Source organism: Methylorubrum thiocyanatum (assembly GCA_014138645.1).
In the GTDB taxonomy this organism is placed as follows: Bacteria; Pseudomonadota; Alphaproteobacteria; order Rhizobiales; family Beijerinckiaceae; genus Methylobacterium; species Methylobacterium thiocyanatum.
On record JACJIB010000006.1, the window covers coordinates 361,846 to 376,680 of the forward strand.

Consider the following 14,835-nt stretch of genomic DNA (forward strand, 5'->3'; position numbering starts at 1 on the left):
TCCCGACCGACCCAGAAAGGACACGTCATGCGCCTCCGTTTCCGATCCACGATCCTCGCCGTCACCCTCGCGCTCGCGTCGCCCTGCCTCGCCGCCGGCCCGAACGGCGGCCAGACGACGGTCGCCGATGGACATCCCATCGAGTTCGTCGCGACGGACACCGGCATCACGTTCTTCGTGACCGGCGAGGACGGCAAGCCGGTCGAGACGGCCGGCCTCTCCGCCAAGGCCTTCGTCCAGGTCGGGGGCAAGACGGAGACGCTCACCCTGAAGCCGGCGGCCCCGAACAAGCTCGCGGCCGACCTCAAGGCCCCGCTGACGGCGGGAGCGAAGGTCGTGCTGTCCGCAAAGGTGCACGGGCACAACGTCCAGGCGCGGTTCGAGAAGCAGTAGAACGGAGGGCGGGCGGCCACGCGGGTCATTCTCGCGCATAGGCCGCCCGATCCCGGCGGCGGCCCGTCAGGCGAAGTGGCCCAGGATCACCAGCAAGCCCAGGAGCAGGAAGCAAAGCGCCAGCACCTTGACGAGGTCGCGGGCCGCCCGCCTCCTGACGTGCGGGCGGGCGCGCCGCCTGCCGCGCGGCCTCGACTCCCATTTCTCGATTTCCCGGGCGAGCTTCTTGCCGACCATGGCCAAGCCGCCTCAAACGGGAAGGTGTGCGGCTTCCGTGGCGAGCGCCTCGTCCTCGACCTGGACGGTGACGTGCTCGATGCCGTGCCGCTCCTTCATCAGGGCGCGGACCGCGCGGATCACCCCCGGGCCTGCCGCGACGTCGTCGACCACCACGTGCCCGCTCATCGCGTCGAAGCCGGAGGTCAGCGTCCAGGCATGCAGGTCGTAGGCGCGGCGCACCCCCGGCATCGCTTCGATCTCGGTCTTCAGGGCGGCGAGGTCCACGCCGGGAGGCGTGCCCTCCAGCAGGATGTGCAGGGCCTCGCTCAGCAGCCGCCAGGTACGGGGTACGATGAAGAGGCCTATGCCGGCGCCGATGAGCGGATCGACCCAGGTCCAGCCCGTGCCCATCACCACGAGGGCCGCGAGGATGACGCCGACCGAGCCCAGCATGTCCGAGAAGACTTCGAAATAGGCTCCCTTGACGTTCAGGCTCTCGGAAGAGCCGCCCGACAGCAGCTTCATGCTGGCGAGGTTCACGCCCAGTCCGACCAGCGCCACCAGCATCATCGGCCAGCCGAGGATCTCGGTCGGCTCCACGAAGCGCCGGTAGGCCTCGTAGAGGATGTAGGCGGTGACCCCGAGCAGCACGACGGCGTTGGCGAGCGCCGCGAGGATCTCGAAGCGCATGTACCCGAAGCTCTTGCCCGCCGTCGGCGCCTTGGCCGCGTAGTGAATGGCGAGCAACGCCAGGGCGAGGCCGCCCGCATCGGTCACCATGTGCGCGGCATCCGCCAGGAGCGCGAGGCTGCCGGTGAGCAGTCCGCCGACGACCTCGGCGAGCATGTAGGTCAATGTCAGCCCGAGCGCCCAGGCGAGACGTCCCTTGTTGCGGGCCGCCGCCGAGCCCGAGGGAATGCCGCCGCCATGCGAATGTCCATGGCCGCCACCGTGCGCGTGTCCGTGTCCCATATGCCGATCCCAGGTTTGCGATGATGTTTCCGACCGAAGGTCTCAGGGCAGGTTGGTGCCGATCAGTTCGGCCACGTGCGCGCCCGCCGGATGCCCGGCTTCGACGCGATGGGTCCTGGAACAGGCCGGGTAATCGGGACCGAACGTCGTCATGACCAGTTCGCGCCTTCCGTCCGCCGTCTCGCGACTTGCCAACAGCGCCTGCCCGTCGCGCCAGAGTTCCGCATCCGCCGTGGGTCCGGGCTCGGGTTCGCCGTAGCGGCGAACCCCCTCGTCGTGGATGGCCCGCCGCGCCCTCGCGAGGTCGTCACCCGAAAGTGGCACGCCGACCCACACCACCTGTTGCAAACCCTCGGTCCGACAGATCACCAGGATGACCTCGGCCGTCCCGGCTCCCGTGGCCGGCCGCCAGCCCCGCGGGTAGTACAGGGCCGTCAGGTTCGCCTCGCGGTCGACCTTCAGCGGACGGGGCACTTCGGAGAGCGGTCCCCACGCGAGGCCGAACGGTGCTTCGCCCGCATCGGCGGCAATGGCGGGCGCGACCGTGAAGGCCGCCGCGTGAAGGACGCGCAGGTGCCACTTCATCACTCGGTTCCCCATCGGACCCGGTTTCTAGGACGCGGGTCCACGCAGTCGGTGGTAGAGGGCGCGAACGGCTTCCGAATAATCCGTGGCCGGATTGGCCGCGCAGTACGCACGCAGGAAGTCCGCCTGTGCGGCCAGGGGCATGGACGGCGGCGCGAGGTCCAAGCCTTCGTCGACCCCGTCCGGCGCCCGGATCAGGGCACCGCTCATGAACCCCTGCGCCCACGCGAAGTAGTCGCGCTCCGCGGCCGGATGCGCCGCGGCATCCGCGCCGAACCGGGCGCAGGAGACGGCCCCGATGCCGACGATCTTGGCCGGCCCGGCCTGAGCGGCCAGGATCAAGCCGGACCAGACGAGCACGTTCGACAGGACCCTTCCCATCAACGCTACTCCGCCGCCTTGAGCTGCCGGGAGGCCGCTGGCACCGGGTCGGCCGCCTCCGCGGTCTCGACCCTGCCGAAGCGCGCGTACAGGGCCGGAAGCACGACCAACGTGAGCAGGGTCGCACTGATCAGGCCGCCGATGACCACGGTCGCGAGCGGCCGCTGGATCTCGGCGCCGGTCTCCGTGGCGATGGCCATCGGCACGAAGCCGAGCGAGGCCACGAGCGCCGTCATCGCAACCGGCCGCAGCCGGGTCATGGCGCCTTCGAGGATGGCCTCGCGCTTGGGCCGCCCTTCGGCGACGAGTTGCTTGATGAAGGTGAGCATGACGAGCCCGTTCAGCACCGCCACGCCCGAGAGCGCGATGAACCCGACCGCCGCCGGCACCGAGATGGGCATGCCCCGCAGCCACAGCGCCGCGATGCCGCCGGTCAGGGCCAGGGGCACCGCGCTGAACACGAGCAGGGCGTCCCGGGGCGAGCCCAGCGCCGAGTAGAGCAACAGGAAGATCAGGAAGAAGCAGACCGGCACCACCACCAGCAAGCGCTGCTTGGCCGAGGCGAGGTTCTCGAACTGGCCACCCCAGGTGACGTAGTAGCCGGAGGGAAGCTGGACCTGGGTGGCGACCTTTCCTTGCGCCTCCGCCACCAGCGAGCCGATGTCGCGGCCGCGCACGTTGGCGGTGACCACGACCCGGCGCTTGCCGTTCTCGCGGCTGATCTGGTTCGGACCCTCGGTCACCGAGAACGAAGCCACCTGCTTGAGCAGCACCGAACTCGCGCGACCGCCGGGGCCGGGCGGCAGGGGCACCGGGATGTTCTCCAGGGCCTCGCGGTCCTCGCGCACCTTGTCGTTCAGGCGCACGACGATGGGGAAGCGCCGGTCGCCCTCGAACACCACGCCCGCATCCTTGCCGCCGATGGCCGCACCCACGACGTCCTGGATGGCGCCGATGCTGAGCCCGTAGCGGGCGGCCTCGGCCTTGTTGATCTTGATCTCCAGGAACGGCAGGCCGGCGGTCTGCTCGACCTTGACGTCCTCCGCCCCGGTGATGCCGCGCAGCACCTGGGCGACCTGGTTCGCCGCCTTGAGCATCGGCTCGAACTCCTCGCCGAATACCTTCACGGCGAGGTCGCCGCGGGTGCCGGCCAGGAGCTCGTTGAAGCGCAGCTGGATCGGCTGGGAGAACTCGTAGACGTTGCCGGCAAGCTCGCCGACCGCCTTCTCGATCTGCTCCTGCAGGTCCGCCTTGGACAGGCTTGGGTCGGGCCATTCCTCCTGAGGCTTCAGGATGACGAAGGTGTCCGACGAGTTCGGCGGCATCGGGTCCGAGGCGACCTCCGCCGTGCCGGTCTTCGAGAAGACGTAAGCCACCTGAGGGAACTTCGACACGGCCTGCTCGACCTTCAACTGCATCGCCTGCGACTGGGTCAGCGAGGTCGAGGGGATGCGGGTCGCGTTCAGCGCGATGCTCTTCTCGTCGAGTTGCGGGATGAACTCGGTGCCCAGGCGCGTGGACAGGATTCCCGCACCGACGAGAAGCAGGAGCGCCCCGGCGACGAAGGCGACGGGCGCGCGGACAGCAGAGGCCAGCACCGGCCGGTAGGCGGCCTTGAGCGCCCGGATGATGAGGTTGTCCTCCTCGGTGACCTTGCCGGTGATCACGATGGAGATCAGGGCCGGCACGAACGTCAGCGACAGGACGAAGGCGGCCACGAGCGCGATGATGACGGTCAGGGCCATCGGCTCGAACATCTTGCCCTCGACCCCGGTGAAGGTCAGGAGCGGCACGTAGACGAGGATGATGATGGCCTGTCCGTAGAGCGACGGCTTGATCATCTCCTCCGCCGAGGCCCGCACCGTCTGCAGGCGCTCCTCGGTGGCGAGGGCCCGCCCGAGCTCGTGCTGCTTCTCGGCGAGGTGCCGCAGGGCGTTCTCGGTGATGATGACCGCCCCGTCGACGATGAGGCCGAAGTCGAGGGCGCCCAGGCTCATCAGGTTGGCCGAGATCTTGGCCTCGACCATTCCGGTCATGGTCATCAGCATGGCGACCGGGATGACGAGCGCCGTGATGATGGCCGCGCGGATGTTGCCGAGCAGCAGGAACAGGATGACGATGACGAGGGCGGCGCCCTCGGACAGGTTCTTGGCCACGGTCTTGATGGTGGCTTCGACGAGGCGGGTACGGTCGAGGACGGTCTGCACCTCGACCCCCGGCGGCAGCGACTTGCGGATCTGCTCCATGCGCGCGTCGACCGCGGCGGCGACTTTACGGCTGTTGTCCCCGATCAACATCAGGGCCGTGCCGATCACGACCTCCTGGCCGTTCTCGCTGCCGGAGCCGGTGCGCAGGTCCTTGCCGATGCGGACCTCGGCGATGTCCCGGATGCGCACCGGGACGCCGGCACGCGTGGCGACGACCACGTCGCCGATCTCGTCCATGCTCTCCAGGCGCCCGGCTGCGCGAACGACGTAGCCCTCGCCGTTGTCCTCCAGGTAGCGCGCGCCCTGGTTGGCGTTGTTCGTCTCCAGGGCGCGGGCGACGTCGCCGAAGGACAGGTCGCGGGCGGCGAGCTTCGTCGGGTCCGGCTGGACGTGGTACTGCTTCTCGAAGCCGCCGATGCCGTCGATGCCGGCGACCCCCGGGACCGTCTTGATCTGGGGGCGGATGATCCAGTCCTGGACCGTGCGCAGGTAGGCGGTCTGTTCCAGTTCCGTCCTGAGGCCCTGGCCTTCCGGCGTCAGGTAGCTGCCGTCCGGCTGCCAACCGGGCTTGCCCGCGGCCGAGACCTTGCGCTCGCCTGGCTTCGCGTAGTGGATCGACCACATGTAGATCTCGCCCAGGCCCGTCGAGATCGGGCCCATGGCGGGCTCTGCGCCGGGCGGGAGGTCCTGCTTCACCTGCGAGAGGCGTTCGGCGACCTGCTGGCGCGCGAAGTAGATGTCGAGCTTCTCCGCGAAGACGGCGGTGACCTGCGAGAAGCCGTTGCGCGAGAGCGAGCGGGTGTACTCAAGCCCCTTGATGCCGGCGAGCGCGGTCTCGACCGGGTAGGTGACCTGCTTCTCGATGTCGACGGGCGAGAGCGAGGGCGCGGTCGTGTTGATCTGGACCTGGTTGTTGGTGATGTCCGGGACGGCGTCGATGGGTAGCTTGGTCACCGCATAGCCGCCGAACCCCGCCGCCAGCAGCGACAGCAGCAGCACGAGCCAGCGCTGGTGGACCGAGAAGTCGAGGATCTTCGAAATCATGTCCCGCGCCCTCAATGCGCGTGGTCGGCTTCGCTCTTTCCGAGCTCGGCCTTGAGGAGGAAGGTGTTGCCGACGGCGATGGCCTCGCCGGGCTTGAGACCCGAGGCGACCTCGTAGGCGTCGTCGTCGGAGCGCCCAAGTTCGACCTCACGCTTCTCGAAACCCTCGTCCGTACGGACGAAGACGACGCGCTTGCCCTCGACGGTCTGGAGGGCCGCCTTGGGCACGCTGACCGGAACGGCATCCCGCGAGATCTCGACCTCGGCGGTGACGTAGGTGCCCGGACGCCAGGCCATGTTCTTGTTCGGCAGGGCGACGATGACCTTGGCGGCACGCGTGTCGGCGGTGAGGAAAGGACTGACGAATACGACCTTGCCCTTCTCGTGCTGCTCGCCGCCCTCCTGGCCCGGCGCGACCGTCACGGTGGCGCCTTCCTTGACCTTGGCGAGTTCCGAGGTCGGAACGGCAAGTTCGATCCAGACTGTCGAGAGGTCGGCGACGGTGTAGAGGTCGGAGGGGTCGCCTTCCTTGCCCACCGCGGTGCCGACGTCGACCTTACGCTCGACGATGCGCCCCGACATCGGCGAGCGCAGTTCGTACTGTCGCAGGCTCGACAGGTTCGGGGTGGTCTCGTCGCGCTTGGCCAGCTTGGCCACCGCCGCCGCGTCGAGACCGAGCGCCGACAGCTTCTGTCGCGCCAGATCCTGACGAAGCGTCGCCTCGGAATAGACGGCCTTGGCGTTCAGGAAGGCGCTCTCGGCCGAGATCCGCTTGTCCCAGAGCGCCTGCTGCCGCTCGAAGTTGGTCTTCTCCAGGTCGGCCTTCACCGAGGCGGTCAGGTACTCGCTCTTGGCGTCCGCGACCTCGCGGCTGTCGAGGACGGCGACGACCTCGTCCTTCTTGACGGCATCGCCGAGGCGCTTGCGCATCTCGGCGACGGTGCCGACGACCCGGGCCGGAACGCGCGCGATCCGGTCGGTGTCGGGCGTGATCGTGCCGGGCACCAGGATGTGGCGGGACAGGGTGCCGCCCTCGGCCTTGGCCACCGTGATGTCTTGGTTCTCGATCTGCTCGGCGGTCATCTTGACGTGCCCCTCCTCGCCTTCGGCTTCGGAGTGCTCGTGCTCGCCTTGGGCCTGCCCAGCCCTGGGCTTGGCCGACGGCTTGCCATGGGCGTGGCCATCACCCTCGGCATGCCCGGCATCGTCGGCCGGAGCCTCGGCAGATTTTGCGCTGGCGGGACCGTCGGCGAAGGTGAGGACGCTCGGGGGCAGGCCTACCGAGGTCAGCAGACCCTGGACGAAGCCGGAGACGGCGGGAACGCCAGCGCCCACGAGAACGCCGGCGGCCAGGATGAGGGCGGTCAGAAGGATGCGCATGATGCCTGCTCGGTCGTGCCGGGAGCCGATGAAGGCATGCCCGACAATCGCGGTCGGTAACGTGAGGAGATGGCCCGGGTCGCCAGGACCCGGATTCGGGACGCGCCGCCTTTGCGGCGTCACCTCAGATGCGCGGCGGCCGTGGCAGGCGGTCGGGAGAGACCAAGGACACGATCTCGGACAACGTGGCGAAGGACGGACGCATGCCGTTCCGTGGCGTGGCACCGCCGGCGACGACCGCACTCAGGGCGACGTGGCAGCCGCAATCGACATGGCCGGTTGCCCCGGTATCGGAGGCCTGATCCACGCCGGAGGCCGTGTCCGTGACGAACGAGAGCTCGGTCCGGTCGTGGCCCGGATGGCCCTGATGATGGGAAAGATCCGACGCCAGCCCAGTGGTCGACATCGCGATGGCCAGCGCCAGGACGAGTGCGAGGGCGGCGGTTGCCCACCACCCCGTCATCGCCTCAAAGGTCCTATGGCGCTGCGCCGAACTCATCGCCGTCCTTATGTGCGTTTCAGAGGCTATGTCGCAAGCTATGATCGCCTCTCGTGGTGAAGGCATTCCTGGCCGGACACTGCCTCAACGGTTGCTTCACACCCTGTTCAAAGTCGTCAGTGGAACCTGTTGCGATCAGGAAAGGGACCTCCGACCATGAAAAGTCTCTTGATCGCCTTCATGACCGCCGCCGCCGTGTCGGCCCCCGTGGCCGCGTCGGCCCAATATTACGGCTACGGACCACCTCCCCACCATCACGAGGAGGTGCGCCGTCACCATCACGGCGACCACGACCACGTGGAGGTTCGTCGCCGTCATCACGACTACCGGGACGATGACCGCCACGGTTTTGAGCGCCGCCCTCACCACGACTTCGACGACTGAAGGCTCCGAACAAAAGGATCATGGTGGGCGCCCGCCCCGACTTTCGTCGAGGCGGGCGTTTCCACGGTGCGTGAGGGGGCATTCCCGCACCGTGAACTGTCATCCATGCAAGGGGACGCCGCGAGCGCATAGCCGAGGCCCGTTGCCAGGAGCGCGAAGACGACAAGCAGGGGCAGCAACCGCATCGCGCATCTCCCGCTCATCGTGTCACCTTGTGGGAAGCTTACTTCTTGCCGGGCTTGTCCAGGCTGTGCCCGTGCGCGTGGCCGTCGCCTTCGCGGTGCGCGGGCTTGCCGTCCGGGCCTTTCTCCTGCGCCTCCCGCACCCGCGGATCGTCACGGTGGGCGGGTCCGCCGGAGACGTCGCCCGAGTTCGGGACGCTGCGCTCAGGGTTGGAGGCGTTGCCGTGCCCGTCGACCGCGAGGGCGGGCGTCGCCGCTCCGGCCAGCATCACGGCGGTGAAAACGGCGGCAAGCGTACGCTTCATCGATCTGTCTTCCTTCTATCGGCCCCATCGGCCGCTTGAGGAGTGGAGATAGCCGACCCGTTTGACTGCCGTTCGCCGCGTTCGTGACGAAGTGTGTCAGGCACGCGTGCCGACACACTTCGTCAAGGTCGAGCAAAGCCTCAGCCATGGGATCGACGTATCCCTACCGGCTCCCCGCAGGACCGGACGCCGGGTCGAACGCGACCCCGGCGAGATCCGATGCGGCAGCGACAGGTGGCCAAGTGGACAAATCCTTTCCGTCGAGACCCGAGACCCGCGTGCCTCTGGCCGTCGCGCTGGCCTTCCTTGCCGGTGCGGCCGACTCGATAGGCTTCCTGGAACACTCCCAACTGTTCATGTCGTTCATGAGCGGGAACACGACCCGGTTCGGCGTCGCGGCAAGTTCCTTCGATTGGTCGGGCGTCGCCAGGTTCGGCAGCACCATCGCGCTGTTCTGCTTCGGCGCGTTCGTCGGCACCCTAGTCGCGGCCTGGGCCGGGCGGTGGCGTCTTTCGGTCCTGCTCGGCGCGCAGGCCGCCCTGCTGTCCATTGGGAACATCCTGCCGGAGGCCCCAGATGCGTTTCCTCTTCACGCCTATCCCGTCGTCCTTGCCCTCGGCATGCTGAATGCGACCCTGCAGGATGAGGCCGGGCGGAGCCTCGCCCTGACCTACGTCACCGGAACCGTCGTCCGTTTCGGGACCGGTCTGGCGAACATGGTCCTGCACAAGCCCGCGCCGTCGTTCTGGCTCCAGGCACCGCTTTGGGCGGGCCTGACAATTGGCGCCGTCGCCGGCGGCTTCATCCAGAAGGCCCTCGGACCCGATGCCTTCCTCGTTCCGGCGGCCCTCTCCGCGTCGTTGGCTGTCGCCGGCATCATCCTCACGGTGGCACTGCCTGGAAGCGGCTACGTCTCGAACGAGTGGTCGGCGCAGCCGGACGCACACCCCGACGCACCGGCGACCGCCCGGTAGGCGGCGTTTCAGCCGCGTCCCTTCGACCTCGACAGGCGGATCTCGGCCCGCAGGCCGTCCTCCGGCCGGTTCGACAGGACGAGCGTGCCGCCGTCCGCCTCTACCGCGCGCTGGGCGATGGTCAGTCCGAGACCCGTCCCGCCCGTGTTGCGGTTGCGCGACCCTTCCAGCCTGGTGAAGGGCTGCAAGGCCCGGGCGACGTCCTCCGGCGCGATGCCGGGGCCGTCGTCGTCGATGCGCACCACCAGGGTGGCCTCTTCGATCTCCATGCCAACCCGGACCCGGGTCCCGTAGCGTACACCGTTGTCGACAAGGTTCTCGACCGCGCGGCGGAAGGCGACCGGACGTACCGACGCCAGCGCCCGGCCCGGGCCGTCGTAGCCCACCTCACGGCCCGCGTCCGCGGAGGCGTCGGCGACGCTCATCAGCACGCTTGCCACGTTTACGACCTGCCGTGGCTCCGGGTCGGCTTCGCCACGCAGGTACGACAGCGTCGCGTCGATCATGGCCTGCATGTCGTCGAGGTCAGCAGCCATGGCACGGCGGTCCGCGACGTCATCGACCTTGTCCAGGCGAAGACGGAGCCGGGCGATCGGCGTGCGCAGATCGTGCGAGACCGCCGCCAAGGCCTGCGTCCGTTCCGCGACGAGGCGGTGGATGCGCCCTTGCATCGCGTTCAGCGCCCGACCGATCCCCCGGGTCTCGTCCGGTCCGACCTCAGGCACGGACACGACCGTACCGTGCCCGATCCGGACGGTGGCGTGCGTCAGTTCCCTGAGCGGGCCGGCGATCCGGTGCACCAGCACGACGGCGGCGACGCCGACCAGGATGGCCATCGCGGTGGCGAGATACGCCCAGGGCGCAAGGTGGACCAAGTGAGGTGAATGGGCGGACCGGAAGGTCAGGAAGCTGCCGTCCGGTAGCGGGAAGGCGCCACGCAGGTCCTGTTGGTGCAGCGGCTCGTCCGGCGCCGCCAGGGCGAGCGCCAGACCCGGGCCGAGCACGGGCTCGATCTCCAGGACGCGGTCGCGCAGACCGCGCAAGGCGGGGTCGGTCTTGCCGGTCTCGGCGGATGATCCCCGCTCCCAGCCTATCTCGAAATGACCCGACGAGAGGGCTTTCGCCTCGATGCCGCGCTCCTCCGGCGGTCGCCGCAGTACCGCTTCCCGCGCCAAGCCGAGCTGTCGTGCCACCTCGTTGGCGAACGCCTCGTCGGCCGCCGCCGCCGCCGACTGACGGTACAGCAGCAACGCGCCCCCGTGGACCACGAGTACCGCCAGCAACAGCACGGCGACGGTGCGCCCCTCCAGGCTGCGGGCTAGATCGACCAGTAATTTCATGCCCGCTCGACCTTGGCGGCCATCATGTAGCCGGAGCCGCGAACCGTCTTGATCACGGGGAGCGTGCCCTCGGGCGGTTCGAGCTTGCGCCTGAGGCGGCTGACCAGCGTGTCCACGCTACGGTCGGACGGGGCGGCGAGCCGGCCGCGGCTCATCTCCAGGATCTGCTCGCGGCCAAGCACGCGCCCGGGACGCTCCAGGAACACCATGAGCAGGTCGTGCTCGGCCCCCGATAGGTCGACGGCGGCCCCCTCGGGATCGGTCAGCTGTCGGCTGCGCAAATCGAGCCGCCAGCCGGCGAAGGTCAGAACCTGTGCCCTTTCCCCCGCGGTGGCGGTCGGCGCGACGGCGGTCCGACGCAGCACCGCGCGGATGCGGGCCAGGAGTTCCGGCCGGCCGAACGGCTTGGCGACGTAGTCGTCGGCTCCGAGTTCCAGTCCGAGTACCCGGTCCGCCTCCTCGTTGCGGGCGGAGAGCATGATGACCGGCACGGTGCATTTGGTGCGCAGCGCCCTCAGTAGATCGAAGCCGGAGGCACCGGGCAGCATCACGTCGAGCAGGACGAGATCGACCGACTGCCCGGGGAGCAGCGACCACATCTCGGCGCCGCTCCGGCAGCCCGTGACGCGGTAGCCGCTCTCCCTCAGGATTCGCGTGACCAACACCCGCATGCCGTCGTCGTCTTCGATCAGGAGGATGTGTTCCTGGGCGGAGCCCGCTCCAGGCCTGTCATCGCGTTCCATCAGCCACCGATTCATCCATCGCGCGAGGTCCATTGCGGAGAAAGCCTCCGCCAGATCCAGCCAACGCATCAGAGAACCCTCATCGAGTTGGCCACGAACGTCAATGAGAGTTATTTGAGAATGTATCCAAAATTTTCGGAATAAATTATGTCTGACTTAATTAATTGGATGCATATATTTCTTGCCGCAGTAGCATACATACCTATTTATGGTAACTTTGACATCTAAATATTTTATATTCAAGGCATTCAACACCGATTTAGTACAATCTCTACCATTAATTCGGCTGCAGATGATGGACTCAAGACGCCATCGAATGATAACTTGCTTGTGTTCCCGGCTCAAGAATTGGTCGCGTTTCGCGGTCATCGCCGAACTTTACTGAGCTCTGACGGCCGGGCGGTCAGCTTCTTCCAACTCCATGAAGCACATATTAATTTATTTTTAACTATAAGCTATTAGGTTTGGTTAACATAACTGTGCTCGCCGGGACGAGTTGCCGGCAAGAAGGAGGCTGGCGGCAATGAAAGATGACATTTCCGGGCCGAGCTTGGCGTCCGCCGCCCTCCGCATTCATCAGGGTCGCATGCGCGTGTCGGTCGAGAACATCGCCAACGCGCATTCCACGGCGTCCGTCCCGGACGGAGAACCCTATCGGCGCAAGATTGCGGTGTTCGAGCCGATCACGGGCAACACCGAGGAGGCACCGGCCATCCGGATCGTACGCGACAAGACCGAATTCCCGATGGTTCATAGTCCCGGGCACCCCGCCGCCGATGCCGGCGGCAACCTCAAGCTTCCGAATGTCCGCCCTACGGTCGAGATGTCCGACCTGCGCTCTGCCATGCGAGCGTACGAGGCAAATCTACGTACCATCGCAACCTTTGACGACCTGAAAGGAAAGACGCTCGCGCTACTGAAGAGCTGATGTCGGCGACACGAAAGCATTTCATGATAACGTGCCGAACGCGGCCGGCGCATGCGCCCTCAACCGACAAGTTCATCGAGCAGGAGCAAGAGCAGGAAACCTGCGAAGAACATCGCGGTCACCCATGGGCGGTCCTCCGTCTCGTGGGCCTCCACCAGCAGTTCCTCCGTGACGAGATAGAGGAGCGCGATCAGGCCGAAGGCGAGGAAACCGCCGCGGATGGCCGATGGCAGTGTGGCGACCGGGCCGCCGAGCAGGGCGCCGAGCGGCAGCAGGACGACGAGGGCGGCGGTCAAGCCGACCACCCTGGCTTTCGAGGTTCCACCCTCGCCGAGTTCGTTCGCGACGGTCAGGCCGAGGAACAGTACCTCGATGGTCAGGGCGACCGTGAGCAGGAAACCGGCCTTGGCGCCCGCTGCGAAGGCTATGCCGAGGACGAGCCCGTCCACAAGGATGTCGATTCCGGTGACGGTCAGCAGACCGACCGGACCTCTGACCCGACGCTCCAGGGTGCGAACCGCGAGCATGGCGGCAACACCGACGCTACCGCCGACCAGGGTGGCCCAGGGCGATCCGGCATGCTTGAGGTCAGGCAGGATCTCGCCCGCCGCCGCGGCGAATACGACGCCTGCGGCGAAGTGCTGGATGGCGCTGACCAGGACGGGTCCTGGCCGCATGTTGACGGCGACCGCGGCGCCGAGGACGGCGGCTGCTGCCGGGATGAGGGTATAGAGCCAGGCTTGCATCGTAGGTTCAGACCACGCCGTCCGGGGCCAGGGCGCAGGCGGTCGCCTCGCTGGTCTCGACCTGCAGCGTGACGTGGGCGATCCCGAACCGGTCCCTCAATTCGCGTGCGGCCCGCATCAGGAAGGCGTCGTCCGTGCCGTCCGGCCTCACGAGATGGCTCGTCAGGGCGACCTCGGTCGTGCTCATCGGCCAGACGTGGAGATCGTGGACGGCCGTGACGCCCTCCAAGCCCCGCAGATGGGCGCGCACGGCGTCCGGGTCGATGCCGGGAGGCACGGCGCCGAGCGACATCCGCATGCTGTCGCGCAAAAGTCCCCAGGTGCTCCATACGACCGCCGCGGCGATGAGCAGGCTGGTCACCGGATCGAGCCAACGCCAACCCGTCAGGGCGATCAGCAGGCCGGCGACGACGACACCCGCCGAGACGGCGGCATCGGCGGCCATGTGCAGGAAGGCGCCCTTCACGTTGAGGTCGCCTTCGCGCCCCGATGCGAACAGCCAGGCGGTGATGCCGTTGATCAGGATGCCGATGCCGGCGACCACCATCACGGTGGTCCCGGCCACCGGTGCGGGCTCGCCGAAGCGCCGGACCGCCTCCCAGGCGATGGCGCCCATGGCGACGAGGAGGATGACCGCGTTGAACAGGGCGGCCAGGATCGAGGAGCCCATCATGCCGTAGGTGTAGCGCGGCGTCGGCGCCCGTTTCCCGAGAACGGCCGCGGCCCAGGCGACGGCGAGCCCGAGCACGTCCGAGAGGTTGTGCCCCGCGTCGGCGACGAGGGCGAGGGAGTTGCTCCAGACGCCGTAGACCGCCTCGACGATCACGAAGGCGACGTTCAGGCCGATGCCGACCGCGAAGGCCTTGCCGAAATCGACGGGCGCATGGGCGTGGCCGGAATGGTCGTGTTCGTGTCCACCGCCGTCACTGAGGGCACTGACGGAGCGATCTGCGTGTTCGGTCATCGGGATATCCGCTCGCCTTCACGCCCTCGACGGGGCATCCGACATCTGCGGCACGCCTAATTCCTCTAGCGACTGGAGGAGCAAGGGCTTTCCGAACGCGAAATGCGCGAAAAATCCGATCCCGAGCGCCCGAAGTCCTCAGTGCTCCTCGTGCAGGCATTCGCCGTGATCAGCCAGCACCTCGACGATGCGGCATTCCCGTACGCGGCCCCGCGAGCATTCATCGAGCATCGCCTGGACCTCCGCCCTCAGCCCGGCGAGCCGCGCGATCCGGTCGTCGATGTCGGCGAGGTGCCGGCGGGCGATGGCGTCCACCTCCCCGCACGGGCGTTCCGGCTGCTCGGCGAGGTCGAGCAGGGCACGGATGTCCTCGATCTCGAAGCCGAGTTCACGCGCGTGCCGGATGAACCGGAGCCTGCGCACGTCGGCCGCGCCGTAGGTTCGCCGGTTGCCTTCCGTTCGGGACGCGCGCGGCAGGAGCCCGCGCTCCTCGTAGAATCGGATGGTCGGCACCTTCACGGCTGCCTGCCGCGACAATTCCCCGATTGCGATGGGCTTCAAGGCACTTGCTCCTCTAGTCGCTAGAGGAA

Annotated in this window: 17 protein-coding genes; 4 read left to right on the forward strand and 13 right to left on the reverse strand. The window is 67.8% G+C overall.

Features of this window, described 5'->3' with window-relative positions:
• The first annotated feature begins 27 nt into the window (after positions 1–27).
• The gene (locus HNR51_RS18350) at positions 28–393 is read left to right on the forward strand and encodes a hypothetical protein (RefSeq protein WP_182555891.1); all 366 of its coding nucleotides are present in this window, start codon (positions 28–30) and stop codon (positions 391–393) included.
• 66 nt (positions 394–459) lie between these two features.
• Here the strand turns inward: HNR51_RS18350 and HNR51_RS18355 are convergent, their stop codons facing one another.
• The 7 genes from HNR51_RS18355 to HNR51_RS18385 all read right to left on the reverse strand — a co-directional run bounded on the left by HNR51_RS18355 (position 460) and on the right by HNR51_RS18385 (position 7,643).
• Positions 460–630, reverse strand: coding sequence for a hypothetical protein (locus HNR51_RS18355; RefSeq protein WP_182555892.1), 171 nt, complete (start codon positions 628–630; stop codon positions 460–462).
• Between the two features lie 12 nt (positions 631–642).
• Positions 643–1,584 (reverse strand): cation diffusion facilitator family transporter, encoded by a 942-nt coding sequence (locus tag HNR51_RS18360; protein WP_182555893.1) that lies wholly within the window; start codon positions 1,582–1,584, stop codon positions 643–645.
• A 42-nt stretch (positions 1,585–1,626) separates the two neighbouring features.
• Positions 1,627–2,169, reverse strand: a complete 543-nt coding sequence (locus HNR51_RS18365) for a threonyl-trna synthetase (protein WP_182555894.1) — start codon at positions 2,167–2,169, stop codon at positions 1,627–1,629.
• 27 nt (positions 2,170–2,196) lie between these two features.
• Positions 2,197–2,550, reverse strand: coding sequence for a hypothetical protein (locus HNR51_RS18370; protein ID WP_182555895.1), 354 nt, complete (start codon positions 2,548–2,550; stop codon positions 2,197–2,199).
• Between the two features lie 5 nt (positions 2,551–2,555).
• Positions 2,556–5,801 carry an efflux RND transporter permease subunit gene (locus HNR51_RS18375; protein WP_182555896.1) on the reverse strand — a complete coding sequence of 1,082 codons (3,246 nt, stop codon included), beginning with the start codon at positions 5,799–5,801 and terminating at the stop codon, positions 2,556–2,558.
• An 11-nt stretch (positions 5,802–5,812) separates the two neighbouring features.
• Positions 5,813–7,180 carry an efflux RND transporter periplasmic adaptor subunit gene (locus tag HNR51_RS18380; protein ID WP_182555897.1) on the reverse strand — a complete coding sequence of 456 codons (1,368 nt, stop codon included), beginning with the start codon at positions 7,178–7,180 and terminating at the stop codon, positions 5,813–5,815.
• A 124-nt stretch (positions 7,181–7,304) separates the two neighbouring features.
• Entirely contained in the window at positions 7,305–7,643 is a 339-nt protein-coding gene (locus HNR51_RS18385) for a hypothetical protein (RefSeq protein ID WP_239681569.1), read from the reverse strand.
• A gap of 192 nt (positions 7,644–7,835) precedes the next feature.
• Between HNR51_RS18385 and HNR51_RS18390 the strand changes: the two genes are divergently transcribed.
• Entirely contained in the window at positions 7,836–8,063 is a 228-nt protein-coding gene (locus HNR51_RS18390; RefSeq protein WP_182555899.1) for a hypothetical protein, read from the forward strand.
• Positions 8,064–8,286: 223 nt separating this feature from the next.
• Here the strand turns inward: HNR51_RS18390 and HNR51_RS18395 are convergent, their stop codons facing one another.
• Complete coding sequence (locus tag HNR51_RS18395; protein WP_182555900.1) at positions 8,287–8,550, reverse strand: hypothetical protein; 264 nt, start codon at positions 8,548–8,550, stop codon at positions 8,287–8,289.
• A gap of 278 nt (positions 8,551–8,828) precedes the next feature.
• On the opposite strand from HNR51_RS18395, the gene HNR51_RS18400 reads away from it, so the two are divergent.
• The gene (locus tag HNR51_RS18400) at positions 8,829–9,524 is read left to right on the forward strand and encodes a YoaK family protein (protein WP_182555901.1); all 696 of its coding nucleotides are present in this window, start codon (positions 8,829–8,831) and stop codon (positions 9,522–9,524) included.
• A gap of 8 nt (positions 9,525–9,532) precedes the next feature.
• Here HNR51_RS18400 and HNR51_RS18405 read toward each other — a convergent pair whose 3' ends face one another.
• A complete protein-coding gene (locus HNR51_RS18405) occupies positions 9,533–10,864 on the reverse strand; it encodes an ATP-binding protein (RefSeq protein ID WP_182555902.1) in 1,332 nt (443 codons plus the stop codon).
• Complete coding sequence (locus tag HNR51_RS18410; RefSeq protein WP_239681567.1) at positions 10,861–11,607, reverse strand: response regulator transcription factor; 747 nt, start codon at positions 11,605–11,607, stop codon at positions 10,861–10,863. Before HNR51_RS18410 ends, HNR51_RS18405 begins: the two co-directional genes overlap by 4 nt.
• A gap of 523 nt (positions 11,608–12,130) precedes the next feature.
• Here HNR51_RS18410 and HNR51_RS18415 point away from each other — a divergent pair.
• A complete protein-coding gene (locus HNR51_RS18415; protein WP_182555904.1) occupies positions 12,131–12,535 on the forward strand; it encodes a flagellar basal body rod C-terminal domain-containing protein in 405 nt (134 codons plus the stop codon).
• A gap of 59 nt (positions 12,536–12,594) precedes the next feature.
• Here HNR51_RS18415 and HNR51_RS18420 read toward each other — a convergent pair whose 3' ends face one another.
• From HNR51_RS18420 to HNR51_RS18430, 3 genes are all read right to left on the reverse strand, one after another.
• On the reverse strand, positions 12,595–13,281 hold the full coding sequence (locus tag HNR51_RS18420; protein WP_182555905.1) for a ZIP family metal transporter: 687 nt from the start codon (positions 13,279–13,281) through the stop codon (positions 12,595–12,597).
• A gap of 7 nt (positions 13,282–13,288) precedes the next feature.
• Entirely contained in the window at positions 13,289–14,245 is a 957-nt protein-coding gene (locus HNR51_RS18425) for a cation diffusion facilitator family transporter (protein WP_182555906.1), read from the reverse strand.
• Positions 14,246–14,383: 138 nt separating this feature from the next.
• The gene (locus HNR51_RS18430) at positions 14,384–14,806 is read right to left on the reverse strand and encodes a MerR family transcriptional regulator (RefSeq protein WP_182555907.1); all 423 of its coding nucleotides are present in this window, start codon (positions 14,804–14,806) and stop codon (positions 14,384–14,386) included.
• Positions 14,807–14,835: the final 29 nt, after the last annotated feature.